Raw genomic sequence first — 16,688 nt, 5'->3', positions numbered from 1 at the left:
TACGCGCGCCGCGCCCCAGGTCGCCGCCGCTGGCGTTCCGCTGAGGGCGAAGTCGCGGTTCGCCCGCCGGGGCGTCCCACCCCGGTCGGTACGCTCTGCCGCATGAGACGTCGTGGCGTGACCGTCCTGCTCGGTGCTCTGCTCACCACCCTGCTCAGCATCGGCGTGCTCGGCGCGCCCATCCCGTACGTGGTGCTCGGCCCCGGGCCGACCGTGAACACGCTGGGCAAGGAGAACGGCAAGGAGATCATCCAGGTCAACGGCCGGGAGACCTCCACGTCCGCCGGGCAGCTCCGGTTGACCACGGTCGGGGTGCAGCCCACGGTCAAGCTGCGCTCGGCGATCCAGGGCTGGTTCTCCGACGACGAGGCGGTCGTGCCGCGCGAGCTGGTCTACCCGCCCGGGGAGAGCCGCGAGGAGGTCGACGAGCGCAACGCCGAGGACTTCAAGGTCTCGCAGACCAGCGCGGAGACCGCGGCGCTGAGCGAGCTGGGGTACCCGGTCCAGGTGGTGGTCAAGACCGTGGCCGCCGACGGCCCGGCCGCCGGTGTGCTCAAGCCCGGCGACGTGGTGACCTCGGTGGACGGGCAGCCGATGCCGGTGGCCGCCCGGCTCACCGAGCTGGTCCGGGCCAAGCCCGCCGGGACCGCGCTGGAGATCGGCTACACCCGGGGCGGCGCCGCCGCCACGGCGAAGGTGACCAGCCGGGAGCAGGACGGCCGGCCCCGCATCGGCATCGAGATCGAGCAGCAGCAGCCGCACCCGTTCACCCTCAACATCGACCTGGAGGACATCGGGGGGCCGAGCGCCGGCCTGATGTTCGCCCTCGGCATCGTGGACAAGCTGACCCCGGAGGACCTGACCGGCGGGAAGATCATCGCCGGCACCGGCACCATCGACGACGCCGGTCGGGTCGGTCCCATCGGCGGCATCGCGCAGAAGCTGGTGGGCGCGAAGGAGGCCGGCGCGGTGGCGTTCCTGGTGCCGGCGGACAACTGCGCCGAGGCCGTCCGCAACCCGCAGCCCGGGCTGCCGCTGCTGCGGGTCGGCTCGCTGGACGAGGCGCTGACCGCCCTGGAGACGCTGCGCGCCGGCGGCCAGCCGACCCGCTGCTGACCGCCGCACGCGGCCGGTTCCGCCGCTGACGTCGACCCCGTCGGGTCGGGGAGCGCGCGCCGATCGGGCGCGGCCACGGCCGCCGCGACGAGGGCCGTCGGCCGGCGCGGGGCGGCTCCGCGTGGTCGCCGCGTGACCTTGGACCGACGCGTTCAGGAACACCCCGTACTCTGGGTGCCTGGTCGGAGCCGATCACATCGAGCGTGCGGAGCCAACAGTGGTCATGCGTAGCAGCAGCCCCCTGCCGAGGATGAGCCGACGCGGACGCGTCACGATCGGTGTGCTGGTCGGGGTGTTCGTGCTCTTCACCCTGCTCGGCTGGGGTGTCCAGGCGTGGACGGACTGGCTGTGGTTCGACGAGGTCCGCTACACGCAGGTCTTCACCGGCGTGCTGGCGACCCGGTTGCTGCTCTTCCTCGCCGTCGGCCTCGGCATGGCCGTGATCGTCGGCGGGAACCTCTGGCTGGCTCACCGGCTGCGCCCCCGGATGCGGCCACACTCACCGGAGCAGGCCACCCTCGAGCGCTACCGGATGCTGCTGAGCCCCCGGCTCGGCCTGTGGATCGCGCTGGTCGCCGGCGTGGTCGGCCTCTTCGCCGGGCTGTCGGCGCAGAGCCGGTGGAACCAGTGGCTGCTCTTCCGCAACGGCGGGGACTTCGGCGTCGAGGACCCGGAGTTCGGGGTGGACATCGGCTTCTACGTCTTCCAGTTGCCGTTCTGGCGCTACCTGCTCGGGGTCGGCTTCACCGCGGTGGTGCTGTCCGTGGTCGGCGCGCTGGCCGTGCACTACATCTTCGGCGGCGTCCGGCTCCAGGGCGTCGGCGACCGGATGACCAACGCCGCCCGGGCCCACCTGAGCACGCTGGTCGCGGTCTTCGTCCTGCTCAAGGCCATCGCGTACGTGCTGGACCGGCGGGCGATGCTGCTGGAGTACAACGACGGCGCCAACGTCTACGGCGCCGGCTACGCCGACGTCAACGCGCTGCTGCCGGCCAAGGAGATCCTCGCGTACATCTCCATCGTGGTGGCCATCGCGATCATCGTCTTCTCCAACGCGTGGATGCGGAACCTGGTCTGGCCCGGCATCTCGCTCGCCCTGCTCGGCGTCTCCGCGGTCGCCATCGGCGGCATCTACCCCTGGGCGGTGCAGACCTTCGAGGTCAAGCCGAGCGCCAAGGAGAAGGAGGCGCCCTACATCGACCGCAGCATCAAGGCCACCCGGGCGGCGTTCGGGCTGGAGTCGGTGACCACCACGCCCTACGCGGCGAACAACCTGACCCCGCCGGCGAGCCTGGCCACGGACACGTCCGTGGTGCCGAACATCCGGCTGCTCGACCCGCAACTGGTCTCGGAGACCTACACCCAGCGCCAGCAGGTCCGGCAGTTCTACGACTTCGGCGAGAAGTTGGACGTCGACCGGTACGCGGTCAACGGCAAGGTGCAGGACTACGTGGTCGGCCTCCGCGAGGTCAACTACCGGCAGCTGACCCCCCAGCAGAACACCTGGATCAACCGGCACACCGTCTACACCCACGGCTACGGGCTGGTGGCGGCGCCGGGCAGCCGGGTGGTCTGCGGCGGCCAGCCGTTCTTCGTCTCCGGCTTCCTCGGCGACCCCCAGGAACAGCAGAAGCAGCAACAGGGCCAGGCGCAGACGAACGAGCAGTGCGCCGCGCAGACCGAGCAGATCCCGGCGAAGCAGCCCCGGATCTACTACGGCGAGCGGATGGACGAGGGCGACTACGCGATCGTCGGCCAGACCGACCCGGAGCGGAAGGCGGAGTTCGACCGCCCCGTCGGCGAGGGTGGCGAGTCCTACACCTACACCGGTGAGGGCGGCGTCGAGATCGGCTCGTTCACCCGCCGGCTGCTCTACGCGATCAAGGAGCAGGAGTCGAACTTCCTGCTCTCCGACGCGGTCAACGACAACTCGAAGCTGCTCTACGTGCGCAACCCGCGCGACCGGGTGGAGAAGGTCGCCCCGTTCCTGACCCTGGACGGCGACCCGTACCCGGCGGTGGTGGACGGCCGGATCCAGTGGATCATCGACGGCTACACCACGGCGGCGACCTACCCGTACGCCGAGCGGATCAACCTCCAGGAGCAGACGGCCGACGAGCTGACGGGGCGGGGCACGTTCCAGCTCGCCCGGGAGAACGTCAACTACATCCGCAACTCGGTCAAGGCCACCGTCGACGCGTACGACGGCAGCGTCCGGCTCTACGAGTTCGACGAGACCGACCCGGTGCTCAAGGCGTGGAACAAGGCGTTCGGCGGCGACCTGGTGGTGCCGAAGTCGGAGACCCCGGTGGAGCTGGCCGAGCACTTCCGCTACCCGTCCGACCTGTTCAAGGTGCAGCGCAACCTGCTGACCCGGTTCCACGTGACGGACCCCGGCGACTTCTACTCGGCGCAGGACTTCTGGCAGGTGCCGAACGTGCCGGACGCCCCCGACACCGGCCAGAAGCAGCCGCCGTACTACCTGTTCACGCAGTTCCCCGGCCAGGAGTCGGCACGCTTCCAGCTCACCTCGGCGGTCACCCCGAACGGCCGGGAGAACCTCGCCGCGCTGATCTCCGGGTCGTACGTGGACGGGCAGCCGAAGCTCGAGGTGCTCGACCTGCCCGACCAGACCCGGGTCTCCGGGCCGGTGCAGGTGCACCAGTCGATGACCCAGAACGGCAACATCCGGCAGCAGCTCAACCTGCTCCAGTCCGCGCAGGCGCAGGTGCAGTACGGCAACCTGCTCTCCCTGCCGTTCGGCGACGGCATGCTCTACGTCGAGCCGGTCTACGTGAAGACCGCCGCGCAGAACGCGCCGCCGCTGTTGCAGCGGGTGCTGATGTCCTACGGCGACGGCGGCTCCTACGTGGTGCTGGCCAACAACGTCGCCGACGGCATCAAGCAGCTCGTCGAGCAGGGCAAGCAGGCCGCCACCCCGGGCGCGCCGCCACCGCCCGGCGGCACCCCGCCGGGCGGCACGCCGCCCGCGCTGACCGGTGAGTTGGCCGAGGCGGCCAACCGGGTCCAGGCCGCCATCACGGAGGTCCGGGCCGCGCAGACGTCCGGCGACTTCGAGCGGTACGGGCGCGCGCTGAAGGCCCTGGACGAGGCGCTCACCGCCTTCCAGCGGGCCCAGCAGGCGGCGACCGCCCCGACGCCCGGTGCCACGCCCAGCGGTAGCCCGCCGGCATCCCCGGCGGCCAGCGGCAGCGCCGCCCCGACGCCGAGCGGCTGACCGGGCAATCCGCCGCAGCGCCCCCGGCCCGCGGACCGATTCCGGTCCCCGGCGCCGGGGGCGCTGTCGCTTTCCCGACCGGCGGCCGGACCCCCGCAACCCGCCCCCTCCTGACGCCGTCTTCCCTGCAAGAGGCAGGAACGGCCGGGGGAGTGTGGTCGAAAGATGAGGGACGCGACAAGCTTCGACGAGTTCTACCGGAGCACCTCGCGGCGGATGCTCCGCTACGGCTACGCCGTGGTGGGCGACCACACCGAGGCGCAGGACCTCGTGCAGGAGGCGTACGCCCGGGCCTGGCGGCAGTGGGGCCGGCTGACCACCCACCCGGCGCCGGAGGCCTGGCTGCGGCTCGTGGTCGCGCGGCTGGCCACCGACCGGTGGCGCCGGCTGCACGGCTGGCGCGCGATGCTGAGCCGTACGGGGCCGCCGGAGCCGGTGCCGCCGCCGGGCGAGGAGGGCGTGCTGCTGGTGGGCGCGCTGCGCCAACTGCCGGCCGCCCAGCGGCAGGCGCTCGCCCTGCACTACCTCTTCGACATGTCGGTGCAGGACATCGCCCGGGAGACGCAGGTGCCCACCGGCACCGTGAAGTCCTGGTTGGCGCGGGGCCGGGCCCGGCTGGCCACGCTGCTGCCCGACCTGTCCGTCGAGGATCTGGAGGCGAACGATGTCGCGTGAACTGTCCGATCTCTACCGGTCGCTCGCCGAGGACGCCGACGGCCGCACCCTGGCCGCCCCCGAGCAGGTGCGGCGACGCGCCGACCGGCGGGCCCGGGTCCGGATCACCGGTGCCGCGCTCGCGACGGCACTGCTGGTCGGCGGGCTGGCGACCGGCACCCGGCTGGTGCTGGCCGGGGACGCCACCCCCCTCACGCCGCCTGCCGGCACCCCGGCGCCGTCGGCGACCGCCCCTTCCCCGTCTGCCGCGGCGACGGGCACGCCGACCGGCGCGCCGTCGGTGACGGGCACGCCCCCGACGAGGGGCACGCCCGCGACGTCGGCGGGGAGCACCGGCGCCGCGCCGCCGCGTACGCCCACCTCGGTCCCGGACCGGGCCTTCTTCGTCCAGGCGGCCGCGAACCGGACGGGCATCGACCCGGTCTTCCGTGACACCGCGGCGCTGCCGGGGCTCTGCGACGCCCGGTACGGCAGCGACGCCGGGATCGTGCAGCGCCGCACCCGGAACCTCGCCTACAAGCTGCCGCAGACCCCGCAGGGGTACGTCCCCGACGGCAGCTACGCGCACAGCGTCACCGTCTACCGTCCGGGCCGGGCCGACGACTTCCTCCGCGAGCTGCGGGCGGCGGTGCGAGCCTGCCCCGAGCAGCCGGGCGTGAGCGGCGGCAACCCGTCGACGTCCCGGGTGCGGCTGCTGGCCGACGGCGGATTCGGCGACGACTCGGTGCTGTTCGAGATCCGGACGCCGGGTCGGGACGTCGAGGGCGAGCCGACGGGCGGCGAGGAGGTCCGGCTGATCCGGGCGATCCGAATAGGGGATGTGGTGACCGTGCTCTGGGAGCAGGGCTGGGAGGGCACCTCCGCCGAGCGGTCCCAGGTCGACGCCGACAGCCGGCGGGCGGTCGACGCGATCGAGGACTGGCTGGGTTGAGCCGTACGGCGGTCCGGGCGGCGGCGCGCGGCCCGGACCGCCCCGCTCGCGGGTCGTTTTGCGGCGGCCGGGGGTGGTGAGATACGGTGTACAAGCCGACGCGGGGTGGAGCAGCTCGGTAGCTCGCTGGGCTCATAACCCAGAGGTCGCAGGTTCAAATCCTGTCCCCGCTACCACGTCGGAACGGCCCCGAGGAATCCTCGGGGCCGTTCCGCGTTCTCGGGCAGGAACCGGGCTCCGGCCGTGCCTCCGGTGGCGGACGCGACCCGCGAATCCCAGCCAGTCCCGGGCCCCGGGTCAGGCCTCGCGGCGGCCCGGGAGGGAATCCGGGTGGGATCGGGTGCCCCGCTGATCATCGGGGCGGGGGATGCGATAGAGTAAACATGCCGACGCGGGGTGGAGCAGCTCGGTAGCTCGCTGGGCTCATAACCCAGAGGTCGCAGGTTCAAATCCTGTCCCCGCTACTCTCGCGAAAGACCCCGGAGAAGATCTCCGGGGTCTTTCGGTATCTCCGGACCCGACCGCGCCGGTCCGGATCCTGCGGGCGGGTCCTCGCCGACCAGCGTGCCAGGGTTGCGGTTGTCGGCGAGGATGTCAGCATGTCTTCCTTCGGTAAGTGGTGGGGCCGGCTCAGCACGGTCCTCGGTGCCGTCGTGCTGTCGGTGTTCGTGCCCGTCGCGGCCTGGGCGTCCAGCGGCACGGGTGAGCTGGTGGTGGAGGCCGCGCGGCGACGCCGCGGTGGCGGCTTCGGCTTCCTCAGCCTGCTCTGCTGCCTCGTCGTGGTCGCCGTGATCGTCTTCCTGGTGCTGCGGATGATGCGCAACCGGCGCGGCGGCCCGCCACGCTGAGCCGGACGGGTCGGCGTCTGCCGGACGGCCGCTATCCGGCCAGGGCGGCTTCCGCCCTGGCCATGAAGCGCGACGTCGCCGCCCGGCTGCCGGTCGCCCCGCTGCGGATGCTCTCGGCGGCCTCCAGCAGCAGCGCGCGCACCCGGGGATGGCCCTGCGGTGGCGGGCTGGGCGCCGGCCCCAACCGGTCGCCCAGTGCGGTGCCGAACGCCGCCGCGCGCTTCTGCGCCGGGTCGGTGATGCTGCCCTCCGCGTAGCGGCGGACGGCGAGGCTGGGGCTGAGCCCCCGTTCGTGACCGAGCACCGCGCCCGCCTCGCCGTTGCCGGTCAGGAAGTTGATCACGTCCGCCACCACGGCGGGATGCCGCGTGCCGCGGAAGCCCGCCCAGAACATCGACGCCCGCGCCCACTGCGCCTCCGGTGGGCCGGGCAGGGCGGCCAGGCCGAGCTCGGCGCCGGTGAGCCGCTGGAGCTCGGGAAGCTGGTGCGACCAGGCGAAGGAGGCGGCCGCGGCGCCGGTGACCACCAGCTGCCGGGCCGGTTCGCCGCTGTCGGCCTGCTCGACCAGGGCGGCGCTCGGGGTGGCCCGGTCGGACCGGGCGCGCCGCCACAGCTCGAACCACTCGACCAGCGCGCCGGCGTCGAAGCCGAGCTGCCGGCCCCGGTAGAGCTCACCGCCCTGGCCGCGCAGCCAGTGCCAGAACGCGCGGTAGTCGCCGGACGCGTCCATCGTGCCGGCCACCCGGCCCTCGCTGGCCCGGGTGACCCGCCGCGCCCAGGCGACGTACTCCGGCCAGGTCATCCCGTCGCCCGGCTCGGGCACGCCCAGCCGGCGCAGCAGCGTGCGGTTGTGGACCAGCACGGCGGCGGTCTGTCCCGCGGCGACGCCCACCGTCCGCCCGTCGACCTGCCCGTAACGGACCAGGCCCGGCGGCAGGCTCCGCAGGTCCAGCCGGTGGTCGGCGACGTACCCGGTGAGGTCCAGGACGATCTCGCGGCGGGCGTACTCGGCGAGCATGCTGTCGTCGACCTGCATCAGGTCGGGCACGTTGCCGCCCGCGGCCTGGGTGGCCAGCCGGTCGTAGTAGCCGTCGACGCCCTGCCAGGTGATCCGGAAGCCGACGTGGGGGTTGCGGTCCGTGTAGAGCCGCAGCACCTGCTCGGTGAGCGCGGCCCGCTTCGCCCCGCCGTACCAGAAGACCGACAGCTCGACCGGGCCGCTCTCCGCCGGGGCCGTCTGCTCCTCGCTGCACCCGGTGAGCCCGCCGGTGGCGAGCACCGGCGCCCCCAGCAGCGCGGCGAGCACCCGCCGCCGGCCCGGGTCCGCCCCGTGACGGGGCAGCGGGAAGCGGGCAGCGGGCACGGAGTCTCCTGGTGGACCGGGCGGGCGGGGCGGCCGGATCATTCACGCAGGCGGCGCGGGAGGGTGTCAACGTCCGTCCGGCCACACCGCCGCACCCGCGGTCGTCGGCATCGATGCCGTCCGCCACCGCCGGAGGCCGTACGCAGGTCGCGTGGTGTACTAGGACGCGTGGAACTTCTGCACTCGGGCAAGGTTCGGGACGTCTACGCCGACGGCGACGACCTGATCCTGGTCGCCTCCGACCGCATCTCGATCTACGACGTGGTGCTGCCGACGCCGATCCCCGACAAGGGCAAGTTGCTCACCGCGCTGTCCCTGTGGTGGTTCGAACAGCTCTCCGACCTGGTGCCGAACCACGTCATCTCCGCCACCGACGTGCCGGCCGAATTCGCCGGGCGGGCGATCCGCTGCCGGCGGCTGGAGATGGTGCCCGTGGAGTGCGTCGCCCGGGGCTACCTGACCGGCGGCGGCCTCAAGGAGTACCAGCGCACCGGTGCCGTCTCCGGCGTGGAGCTGCCGCGCGGCCTGGTCGAGGCGTCCATCCTGCCCGAGCCGATCTTCACCCCGTCTACCAAGGCGCCGGTGGGGGAGCACGACGAGCCGATCACCTTCGCCGAGGTGGTGGACAAGGTCGGCGCCGAGACCGCCGAGCGGCTGCGCCAGATCACCATCGACCTCTACCGCCGGGGCGCCGAGTTGGCCGCCGACCGGGGCATCCTGGTCGCCGACACCAAGATCGAGCTGGGCTGGGCGCCGGACGGCACCCTGACGGTCGGCGACGAGCTGCTCACCTCCGACTCGTCCCGGTTCTGGCCGGCCGAGTCGTACCAGCCGGGCCGGGCGCAGTTCTCCTACGACAAGCAGTATGTCCGGGACTGGGCGGTGGAGAGCGGCTGGGACAAGCAGGCCCCGGCGCCCGAGGTGCCGGCCGAGGTGGTCGAGGCGACCCGGGCCCGCTACGTCGACGTCTACGAGAAGCTCACCGGCAACCGCTGGGGCTGATTTCCCGACCGGTGCAGCACCTCGGCCACCCCACGGACTTCCTGGGGCGGAGGTGCCATGCAGCCGACGTTCGAGGAGTTCGTGACCGCCCGCGGGGGAGCCCTGCTGCGGTTCGCGCTGATGCTCACCGGGGACCGGCACCAGGCCGAGGACCTGGTGCAGTCGGTGCTGGCCAAGGCGTACGTGCGGTGGGCGCGGGTGGCCGGGATGAGCCGGCCCGAGGCGTACCTCAAGCAGGTCCTGGTCAACGAGAACCTGCGCTGGTGGCGGCGGCTCTCTTCGCGCGAGTTGCCGGTCGCCGCCCCCGCTGACGGGGCGGCCGGCCCGGACGACGCCGGCAGCCACGCGGCGCGCGACGCCGCCTGGGCGCTGCTGCGCCGGCTGCCGCGCCGCCAGCGGGCGGTGCTGGTGCTGCGCTACTACGAGGACCTCTCCGACACCCAGATCGCCGAGGTCCTCGGCTGCGCCCCGGCCACCGTGCGGTCGCAGGCTGCCCGGGCCCTCGCCACGCTCCGGGCCACGGTGCCCACGATCGATCGGGAGGCGCTGCCATGAGCCGGTACGACGTCGAGACGCTGGTCCGGGACACCTTCCTCAGCCACGAGGCCGAGGCCGAGGAGGGCGGGGCGGACCTGGCCGGGGCGGTACGGGCGCGGGTGGCCCGGCGGCGTCGCCGCGTCCGGGTGGCCGGGACCGGGGCAGTAGCCGTGGCGGTGCTCGTCACCGTGGGGGTGGTTCCGGCGCTGACCAGCGACCGCCCGGCCCGCCCCCCTGCCGTGGACGTGGCGGCCGAGGACCGGGCGGCGACCGCGGACTGGCGGTGGGAGAGCTCCCTCGGCGCGGAGATCCGGGTGCCGGCGCACTGGACGGTCAACGACTCCGGCTGCGGGATGACCGGCGCGCCGAGCGTGGTCCGGGGTGTCGACGCGCAGTTTAGCTGCTTCACCCCGGAGCCGGCCCACAAGGAGCTCGCGGAAATCGGCGAGCGGCCGGGCGGCGGCCCGCTGACCGAACTGCCCGCCAGGGAGCCGAGCGGGCGGCCGAGCGCCGGCGCGCTGCCGGAGCGGGCCGTCGACGTGGGCGGGGTGCCCGCCGTCCGCGCCGAGGGGCGGCTGCCCGACGGGCGGTACGCCGGTACCATCACCGTCTCGGCGCGGCAGGTCGCGGTGACCGTGCGGACTCGGGACGAGGCCACCACGCGGCGGATCCTCGACAGCCTCCGGCTGGTGGAGACCGACCACGTCGGCTGCGCCACCCGCCGCCCGTTTGTCGCCTCGGCCCCGCCGCCGGAGCAGGACAGGTCCGGCGCTCCGGTGCCCGAGGTGGCCATGCTCCCGGGCCGCACCCCCTTCGTCCCGGCCGATCCGTCCTCGATCGCCATCTGCGCCTACGGGGAGGAGGGGGCCGGGGTGCACAGTGACCGGCTCCGGACGTCGGCCCGGCTGACCGGCTCCGACGCGGCCGCCCTCGCGAGCGCGCTGAACAGGGCACGGCCCGGCGGCAACCCCGACCTCGCCGGAAACGACTGCCGGCCCGACCCGGCCCGCTACGACGCCCTGCTCCTCGTGCGCGGCCCGGACGGCGAGACGCCGGTCCGGGTCACCTACAGCGGCTGTTCCGAGCTGGGGTTGGACAACGGGGTGCGCCGGGCGGCCGTCACCATGACGCTCCTCGCGCAGATGATGCGGCCACTGAAGACCGGCTACAGCATGCGGGCGAAATTTCCCGACTAGTCCACCCAGTCGAGGGTGCGCTCGACGGCCTTGCGCCAGTTGCGCAGCTCGCGCTCGCGGTGGGCCGGGTCCATGGTCGACTCCCACTGCGCGTCGGAGCGCCACTTGGCGCGCAGGGTCGCCAGGTCCGGCCAGAAGCCGACCGCCAGGCCGGCCGCGTACGCGGCGCCGAGGCAGGTGGTCTCGGTGATCCGGGAGCGGACCACCGGCACGTCGAGCACGTCGGCGAGGAACTGCATGAGCAGCCCGTTGGCGGTCATCCCGCCGTCGACCCGGAGCCGGCGCAGCGCCACGTCGGAGTCGGCGTTCATCGCGTCGACCACCTCGCGGGTCTGCCAGGCCGACGCCTCCAGCACGGCCCGGGCCAGATGCCCCTTGGTGATGTAGCCGGTCAGCCCGGCGATCACGCCCCGCGCGTCGCTGCGCCAGTGCGGGGCGAACAACCCGGAGAAGGCCGGTACGACATAGCAGCCGCCGTTGTCGTCGACGGTGCCCGCCAGCGCCTCCACCTCACCGGCGGTGGAGATCAGCCCGAGGTTGTCCCGCAGCCACTGCACCAGCGAGCCGGTGACCGCGATGGCCCCCTCCAGCGCGTACGCGGCGGGCTGCCCCTCGATCCGGTAGGCGACCGTGGTGAGCAGGCCGTGCGACGAGGTGACCGGGCTGGCCCCGGTGTTGAGCAGCAGGAAGCTGCCGGTGCCGTAGGTGCACTTCGCCTCGCCCGGCTGGAAGCAGGTCTGCCCGAACAGGGCGGCCTGCTGGTCGCCGAGCGCGCTGGCCACCGGCACCCCGGCCAGCACCCCGGTGCCCTCCCCGTAGAACTCGGCCGAGCTGCGGATCTCCGGCAGCATCGCGGCCGGCACGCCCATCGCGTCGAGCAGCTCCGGGTCCCAGTCGAGGGTGGTCAGATCCATCAGCATGGTGCGGCTGGCGTTGGTCACGTCGGTCACGTGCCGACCGGTCAGCTTCCAGACCAGCCAGCTGTCCATCGTGCCGAACAGCACCTCGCCGGCCTCGGCGCGCTCGCGCAGCCCGTCGACGTGCGCCAGCAGCCAGCGCAGCTTCGGCCCGGCGAAGTAGGTGGCCAGCGGCAGGCCGGTGCGGGAGCGGAACCACTCCTCGCCGTACGCCTGCGCCAGCTCGCGCAGCAGCGGCCCGGTGCGGGTGTCCTGCCAGACGATCGCGTTGGCCACCGGCCGCCCGGTGGCCCGGTCCCAGACGAGGGTGGTCTCCCGCTGGTTGGTGATGCCCACGGCGGCGAGCCCGGCGGCGTCGGTCCCGGCGGCCCGCAACGCCTCCCGGACCACCAGCTCCACGTTGTCCCAGATCTCCTCGGCGTCGTGCTCCACCCAGCCGGGCCGGGGGAAGATCTGCCGGTGCTCCCGCTGCGCCACGGAGACGATCTCCCCGGCATGGTCGAAGACGATGCACCGCGAGGAGGTGGTGCCCTGGTCGATGGCGGCGACGTACTGGGGGGTCACGGCAGCACCGTACCCGGACCGGCCCCGCTCCGCCGACCGGCGCGGCCCCGATCGAGGCCCGGTCCGGGTGCCGTCCGTACGATGTGCGGACGTGCGTGACATCGCCGTTTTCAGTGGTACCGCCCATCCCGACCTCGCCGCCGAGATCTGTGCCCACCTCGGTGTGCCCCTGCACCCGGTGCGGGTGTCCCGGTTCGCCAACGACTGCCTGGAAGTGCAGTTGCAGGCCAACTGCCGGGAGCGGGACGTCTTCCTGATCCAGCCGCTGGTCCCGCCCGTGCAGGAGAACCTGGTCGAGCTGCTGCTGATGATCGATGCGGCCCGGGGCGCCTCCGCCGGCCGGATCACCGTCGTGCTGCCGCACTACGCGTACGCCCGGTCGGACAAGAAGGACGCGCCGCGTATCTCCATCGGCGGGCGGCTCGTGGCCGACCTGCTCACCTCGGCGGGGGCGGACCGGGTGCTGGCGATGACCCTGCACTCGCCCCAGGTGCACGGCTTCTTCAGCGTGCCGGTTGACCACCTGCACGCGCTGCGCGAGCTGGCCGCCCACTTCACCCGCTACGACCTGAGTAACACGGTGGTGGTCTCGCCGGACCTGGGCAACGCCAAGGAGGCCGCGGCGTTCGCCCGCCGGCTCGGCACGCCGGTGGCGGCCGGGGCGAAGCAGCGGTTCAGCGACGACCGAGTCAAGATCAGCGCGGTGATCGGCGACGTGGCCGACCGGGACGTGATCGTGCTGGACGACGAGATCGCCAAGGGCAGCACGGTGATCGAGCTGATGGAGCACCTGCGCGAGCGGAAGGTCCGCTCGATCCGGCTGGCCTGCACGCACGGCCTCTTCTCCAGCGGCGCGCTCCAGCGGCTCAGCGAGCAGGAGGGCGTGCTGGAAATCGTCTGCACCAACACCGTGCCGATCCCGGCCGACAAGCGGGTGCCGAAGCTGGCGGTCCTCTCGGTGGCTCCGGCGCTCGCCGAGGCGATGCGCCGCATCCACAACGGCGAGTCCGTCAGCGCCCTCTTCTCCTGACCCCCCACCCCTCCTGCCCCCCGCCCCTCCCCACTCCCGCGATCTTGCACTTGTTGCCCCGGCGAATAGGGCAAGGCGCCCATTTCGAGGGCCGAAAGTGCAAGATCGCCGGGGAGGGGGAGGCGGGGAAGGGAAGGGTTAGTCGCGGCGGTGGCGGCCGGTGTGTTCGGGGGTGCCGACGGAGGCGCTGATCCGTACGGTCGTGCCGGCGGCGCCGGTCTCGACCTCCATGCTGTCGCTCAACTCCCGGGCCAACCAGAGGCCCCACCCGCCCGCGGTGTCCGGTGCGGGGCGGGCCCGGTCGCCGAGCCGCTGCTTGCTGATCCCCCCGCCGTGGTCGGAGACCTCGCAGACGAGCAGCCCCGACTGCCGCCACAGTCGCAGCCAGCCCCGGCCCCCGCCGTGCCGGACCGCGTTCGTGATCAGCTCGTTGACCGCCAGCACGAAGTCGTCCAGGCGCTGGCCGGCCAGCCCGGCGGTGTGCGCGCAGGAAGTGACCGAGTGTCGCAACTCGGTCACCTGGGCCTGGTCGAAGGCTTCGGCGATCAGGAGGGAAGGTTCGATGGGCACAACCGTACGCGGTGCCGGGGATTCTGCACTCGTCATGGCCCCGTCCCGACAGCGATCACAGAACTTGTTGCGGAATTCCCACCGTACGCCAGCGCTTCCCGGCGTGCATCCGCCAGCCCGTCGGGCCGCCGGGCGGGCTGTGGCATCGTGACGACCGTGCCGACGCCGCCCGGTGGTTTCGAGGTCCCGCTCTGGCGGGCCATCGCCGTGTTCCGGGTGGCCTCCCTGGCGTACGTCTGCGTGCTGGCGCTCCGGCACTTCGACCGGTACGCCCACCCCCTGGCGGCCGTCGGCGTGGTCCTGCTGATGGCGGCCTGGACCGGGGTGACCGCCGTCGGCTACGCCCGCCCGGCCCGGCGGGGCTGGCCGCTGCTCGCCGCGGACCTCGCGGTCGTCCTCGGCATCCTGCTGGCCAGCCCGTGGGTGGTCGGGCGTGCGACGCTCGCCGCCGGGGTGCCGACCCTGGCGGTGGCCTGGCTGGCCGGCCCGGTGCTCGCCTGGGCCGTCTCCGGCGGGCGGCGCCGGGGCACGGCGGCCGCCCTGGCGGTCGGCGCGGCGGACCTCGTCACCCGCGAACGGATCGGCCAGTCCTCGCTCACGGGGGTGATCCTGCTGCTGCTCGCCGGGGTCGTCGTCGGGCACGTCGCCCGGCTGGCGGTGACCGCCGAGGAGCGGCTGCACCGGGCGGTGGAGCTGGAGGCGGCGACCCGGGAGCGGGAGCGGCTGGCCCGGGACATCCACGACGGCGTTCTCCAGGTGCTCGCCCTGGTGCAGCGGCGCGGCGCCCACCTGGACGGCGAGGCCGGCGAGTTGGCCCGGCTCGCGGGGGAGCAGGAGGCCGCGCTGCGCGCCCTGATCGCCGGCACCGCGCCGGCCGGCGCCGACACCGACGGCGGGCCGGTGGACCTGCGGGCGCTGGTCGGCCGGTACGCCTCGGCGGCGGTCTCGCTGTCCGCGCCGGCCACCCCGGTGCCGCTGCCCGGGCCGGTGGCCCACGAGCTGGCCGCCGCGACCGCCGCCGCGCTGGACAACGTCGCCCGGCACGCGGACGGGCGGGCCTGGGTGCTGATCGAGGACGAGGGGGCGACGGTGACGGTCTCCGTCCGCGACGAGGGGCCGGGCTTCCCGGACGGCCGCCTGGCCGAGGCCGCCGCCGAGGGGCGGCTCGGCGTCGCGCGGTCCATCCGGGGTCGCCTCGCCGACCTCGGCGGCACGGTGCGGATCACCTCCGCGCCCGGTGCCGGTACCGAGGTGGAACTGACCGTCCGGAGGGAGGAGCGACGGTGAGCGCGAGGAACGAGCCGGATCCGCGACCCCCGCAGTCGCGAGCGAGGGTGCGCGCGAGGAGTGAGCCGGATCTGCGAGCCCCGCGGGTCGCGAACGAAGATGGGCTCATGACGGGTGTGCGCGTGATGGTGGTCGACGATCACCCGATGTGGCGGGAAGGGGTGGCCCGGGACCTCACCGAGGCCGGCCACGTCGTCGTCGCCACCAGCGGCGAGGGCCGGCAGGCCGTCCGGGTGGCCGCCGCCGCCCGCCCCGACGTGGTGGTCCTCGACCTGCAACTGCCGGACGTCTCCGGGGTGGAGGTGATCCGCGGGCTGCGCGCCGCGCTGCCGGAGGTGCGGGTGCTGATGCTGTCGGCCAGCGGCGAGCAGCAGAGCGTGCTGGACGCGGTGAAGGCGGGCGCCACCGGCTACCTGGTGAAGTCGGCCGCCCCGGCCGAGTTCCTGGACGCCGTGCGCCGGACGGCGGCGGGGGAGCCGGTCTTCACGCCCGGCCTGGCAGGCCTGGTCCTCGGCGAGTACCGCCGGCTGGCCGCCGCCCCGGCCGGGGCCGCCCCGACGGCGGGCCGGGACCCGGCGCCCCGGCTCACCGACCGGGAGACCGAGGTGCTGCGCCTGGTGGCCAAGGGGATGTCCTACAAGCAGATCGCCGACCGGCTCGGGCTGTCGCACCGTACGGTGCAGAACCACGTGCAGAACACGCTGGGCAAGCTACAGCTGCACAACCGGGTCGAGCTGACCCGGTACGCGATCGAGCGGGGCCTGGACGGCTGAGGGCTGCCGGACAGCCCCGACAGCCCTCCGGCCGCCTCAGACCGAGTGCGGCGGGCGCGTCTCGTGGATGGCCAGCTCCTCGGCGCTCGCCCCGCCGCCGGCCGACCCGGCGTCGTACGCGACCGAGTCGGTCTCCTGGTCGGTGTGCGCCCCCTCGTCCGGTTCGACGAGCCGGCCGACCTGGGCGTCGGCGGTCGTGCCGAGCTTGCCGTGGTCGTAGAGGGAGACCGGCGAGTGCGGGTCGGAGGTGGGACCCGGGTCGATCACGTCCGCGTCAAGCTGGGCCTGGGCGGCGGCCTCCTCGCTGTCGGCCTCGGCGGCGATGTCCGGGTCGACGGGGCCGGCCAGCGGGTCGTCGGCCGGGCGTTCGCGCTGCTCCCGGTCGAGCTTGTAGTCCAGCGACTCGCCGTCGAGCTGCTCCTCGGCGGTGGTCCCGTACCGGTCCACCGCCACCGGCGTCCGGTCGGCGGGTAGCTGCGCCGGCTCCGGTCCGTCCGCCTCGCGCCCGGTCAGGACGTCGTCGTTGGCGGTCGAGTCGTCGTCGGCGGTGTCGGGCAGGCCCTCCGCCTCGGGGTCGGACACGGGGGTCGGGTACTGGTCGTCGCGCATGGCTGACCACTACCCACTGCCCTCCCGGCGTA

At 73.8% G+C, this 16,688-nt stretch carries 15 protein-coding genes and 2 tRNA genes; 13 read left to right on the top strand and 4 right to left on the bottom strand.

The features are described 5' to 3' along the window. The first annotated feature begins 102 nt into the window (after window positions 1-102). The 7 genes from ACGF5C_RS02555 (at window position 103) to ACGF5C_RS02525 (ending at window position 6,808) form a co-directional block, all read left to right on the top strand. Entirely contained in the window at window positions 103-1,116 is a 1,014-nt protein-coding gene (locus ACGF5C_RS02555) for a PDZ domain-containing protein (protein ID WP_393296040.1), read from the top strand. Window positions 1,117-1,339: 223 nt separating this feature from the next. Further along, complete coding sequence (locus ACGF5C_RS02550) at window positions 1,340-4,354, top strand: UPF0182 family protein (RefSeq protein WP_393296038.1); 3,015 nt, start codon at window positions 1,340-1,342, stop codon at window positions 4,352-4,354. 165 nt (window positions 4,355-4,519) lie between these two features. After that, window positions 4,520-5,029, top strand: a complete 510-nt coding sequence (locus ACGF5C_RS02545) for a SigE family RNA polymerase sigma factor (RefSeq protein WP_393296036.1) — start codon at window positions 4,520-4,522, stop codon at window positions 5,027-5,029. Further along, window positions 5,019-5,960, top strand: a complete 942-nt coding sequence (locus ACGF5C_RS02540) for a hypothetical protein (RefSeq protein WP_393296034.1) — start codon at window positions 5,019-5,021, stop codon at window positions 5,958-5,960. The genes ACGF5C_RS02545 and ACGF5C_RS02540 overlap by 11 nt, the downstream gene beginning before the upstream one ends. A 99-nt stretch (window positions 5,961-6,059) precedes the next feature. Next, window positions 6,060-6,136 (top strand) — tRNA-Met (locus tag ACGF5C_RS02535). Window positions 6,137-6,350: 214 nt separating this feature from the next. Beyond that, window positions 6,351-6,424 (top strand) — tRNA-Met (locus tag ACGF5C_RS02530). 135 nt (window positions 6,425-6,559) lie between these two features. Beyond that, on the top strand, window positions 6,560-6,808 hold the full coding sequence (locus ACGF5C_RS02525; protein ID WP_393296032.1) for a hypothetical protein: 249 nt from the start codon (window positions 6,560-6,562) through the stop codon (window positions 6,806-6,808). A gap of 31 nt (window positions 6,809-6,839) precedes the next feature. Here the strand turns inward: ACGF5C_RS02525 and ACGF5C_RS02520 are convergent, their stop codons facing one another. Beyond that, a complete protein-coding gene (locus ACGF5C_RS02520) occupies window positions 6,840-8,171 on the bottom strand; it encodes an ABC transporter substrate-binding protein (RefSeq protein WP_393296030.1) in 1,332 nt (443 codons plus the stop codon). Between the two features lie 168 nt (window positions 8,172-8,339). Here ACGF5C_RS02520 and ACGF5C_RS02515 point away from each other — a divergent pair, with 168 nt between their 5' ends. The 3 genes from ACGF5C_RS02515 to ACGF5C_RS02505 are packed head-to-tail and all read left to right on the top strand — an operon-like array spanning window position 8,340 to window position 10,906. After that, window positions 8,340-9,173, top strand: coding sequence for a phosphoribosylaminoimidazolesuccinocarboxamide synthase (locus ACGF5C_RS02515; RefSeq protein WP_393296028.1), 834 nt, complete (start codon window positions 8,340-8,342; stop codon window positions 9,171-9,173). 57 nt (window positions 9,174-9,230) lie between these two features. Then, window positions 9,231-9,728 (top strand): SigE family RNA polymerase sigma factor, encoded by a 498-nt coding sequence (locus ACGF5C_RS02510; RefSeq protein ID WP_350703809.1) that lies wholly within the window; start codon window positions 9,231-9,233, stop codon window positions 9,726-9,728. Continuing rightward, on the top strand, window positions 9,725-10,906 hold the full coding sequence (locus ACGF5C_RS02505; protein ID WP_393296026.1) for a hypothetical protein: 1,182 nt from the start codon (window positions 9,725-9,727) through the stop codon (window positions 10,904-10,906). The genes ACGF5C_RS02510 and ACGF5C_RS02505 overlap by 4 nt, the downstream gene beginning before the upstream one ends. Here ACGF5C_RS02505 and glpK read toward each other — a convergent pair. Continuing rightward, complete coding sequence (gene glpK / locus ACGF5C_RS02500) at window positions 10,903-12,387, bottom strand: glycerol kinase GlpK (protein WP_393296024.1); 1,485 nt, start codon at window positions 12,385-12,387, stop codon at window positions 10,903-10,905. The genes ACGF5C_RS02505 and glpK overlap by 4 nt on opposite strands. Window positions 12,388-12,478: 91 nt before the next feature. Here glpK and ACGF5C_RS02495 point away from each other — a divergent pair, with 91 nt between their 5' ends. Then, on the top strand, window positions 12,479-13,417 hold the full coding sequence (locus tag ACGF5C_RS02495; RefSeq protein ID WP_393296022.1) for a ribose-phosphate diphosphokinase: 939 nt from the start codon (window positions 12,479-12,481) through the stop codon (window positions 13,415-13,417). A gap of 138 nt (window positions 13,418-13,555) precedes the next feature. Here ACGF5C_RS02495 and ACGF5C_RS02490 read toward each other — a convergent pair whose 3' ends face one another. Further along, entirely contained in the window at window positions 13,556-14,023 is a 468-nt protein-coding gene (locus ACGF5C_RS02490) for an ATP-binding protein (RefSeq protein WP_393296020.1), read from the bottom strand. A 111-nt stretch (window positions 14,024-14,134) separates the two neighbouring features. Here ACGF5C_RS02490 and macS point away from each other — a divergent pair, with 111 nt between their 5' ends. Next, window positions 14,135-15,274, top strand: a complete 1,140-nt coding sequence (macS, locus tag ACGF5C_RS02485) for a MacS family sensor histidine kinase (protein ID WP_393296019.1) — start codon at window positions 14,135-14,137, stop codon at window positions 15,272-15,274. A 107-nt stretch (window positions 15,275-15,381) separates the two neighbouring features. Beyond that, window positions 15,382-16,047: a response regulator gene (locus ACGF5C_RS02480; protein ID WP_393296017.1), complete on the top strand. Its 666-nt coding sequence runs from the start codon at window positions 15,382-15,384 to the stop codon at window positions 16,045-16,047. Between the two features lie 36 nt (window positions 16,048-16,083). Here ACGF5C_RS02480 and ACGF5C_RS02475 read toward each other — a convergent pair whose 3' ends face one another. Further along, the gene (locus ACGF5C_RS02475) at window positions 16,084-16,656 is read right to left on the bottom strand and encodes a DUF5709 domain-containing protein (RefSeq protein ID WP_393296015.1); all 573 of its coding nucleotides are present in this window, start codon (window positions 16,654-16,656) and stop codon (window positions 16,084-16,086) included. Window positions 16,657-16,688: the final 32 nt, after the last annotated feature.

This window comes from Micromonospora sp. NPDC047620, from assembly GCF_043205005.1.
Classification (GTDB): domain Bacteria; phylum Actinomycetota; class Actinomycetes; order Mycobacteriales; family Micromonosporaceae; genus Micromonospora.
Note: the sequence above shows the minus strand (reverse complement) of the source record. Positions and strands in the feature narration are given on the sequence as shown.

Excerpts from the sequence above, each read along its gene's own strand:
- ACGF5C_RS02555 (WP_393296040.1), top strand. The coding sequence starts at position 103 with ATGAGACGTCGTGGCGTGACCGTCCTGCTCGGTGCTCTGCTCACCACC.
- ACGF5C_RS02550 (WP_393296038.1), top strand. The coding sequence starts at position 1,340 with ATGCGTAGCAGCAGCCCCCTGCCGAGGATGAGCCGACGCGGACGCGTC.
- ACGF5C_RS02545 (WP_393296036.1), top strand. The coding sequence starts at position 4,520 with ATGAGGGACGCGACAAGCTTCGACGAGTTCTACCGGAGCACCTCGCGG.
- ACGF5C_RS02540 (WP_393296034.1), top strand. The coding sequence starts at position 5,019 with ATGTCGCGTGAACTGTCCGATCTCTACCGGTCGCTCGCCGAGGACGCC.
- ACGF5C_RS02525 (WP_393296032.1), top strand. The coding sequence starts at position 6,560 with ATGTCTTCCTTCGGTAAGTGGTGGGGCCGGCTCAGCACGGTCCTCGGT.
- ACGF5C_RS02510 (WP_350703809.1), top strand. The coding sequence starts at position 9,231 with ATGCAGCCGACGTTCGAGGAGTTCGTGACCGCCCGCGGGGGAGCCCTG.
- ACGF5C_RS02505 (WP_393296026.1), top strand. The coding sequence starts at position 9,725 with ATGAGCCGGTACGACGTCGAGACGCTGGTCCGGGACACCTTCCTCAGC.
- ACGF5C_RS02490 (WP_393296020.1), bottom strand. The coding sequence starts at position 14,023 with ATGACGAGTGCAGAATCCCCGGCACCGCGTACGGTTGTGCCCATCGAA.
- ACGF5C_RS02480 (WP_393296017.1), top strand. The coding sequence starts at position 15,382 with ATGACGGGTGTGCGCGTGATGGTGGTCGACGATCACCCGATGTGGCGG.
- ACGF5C_RS02475 (WP_393296015.1), bottom strand. The coding sequence starts at position 16,656 with ATGCGCGACGACCAGTACCCGACCCCCGTGTCCGACCCCGAGGCGGAG.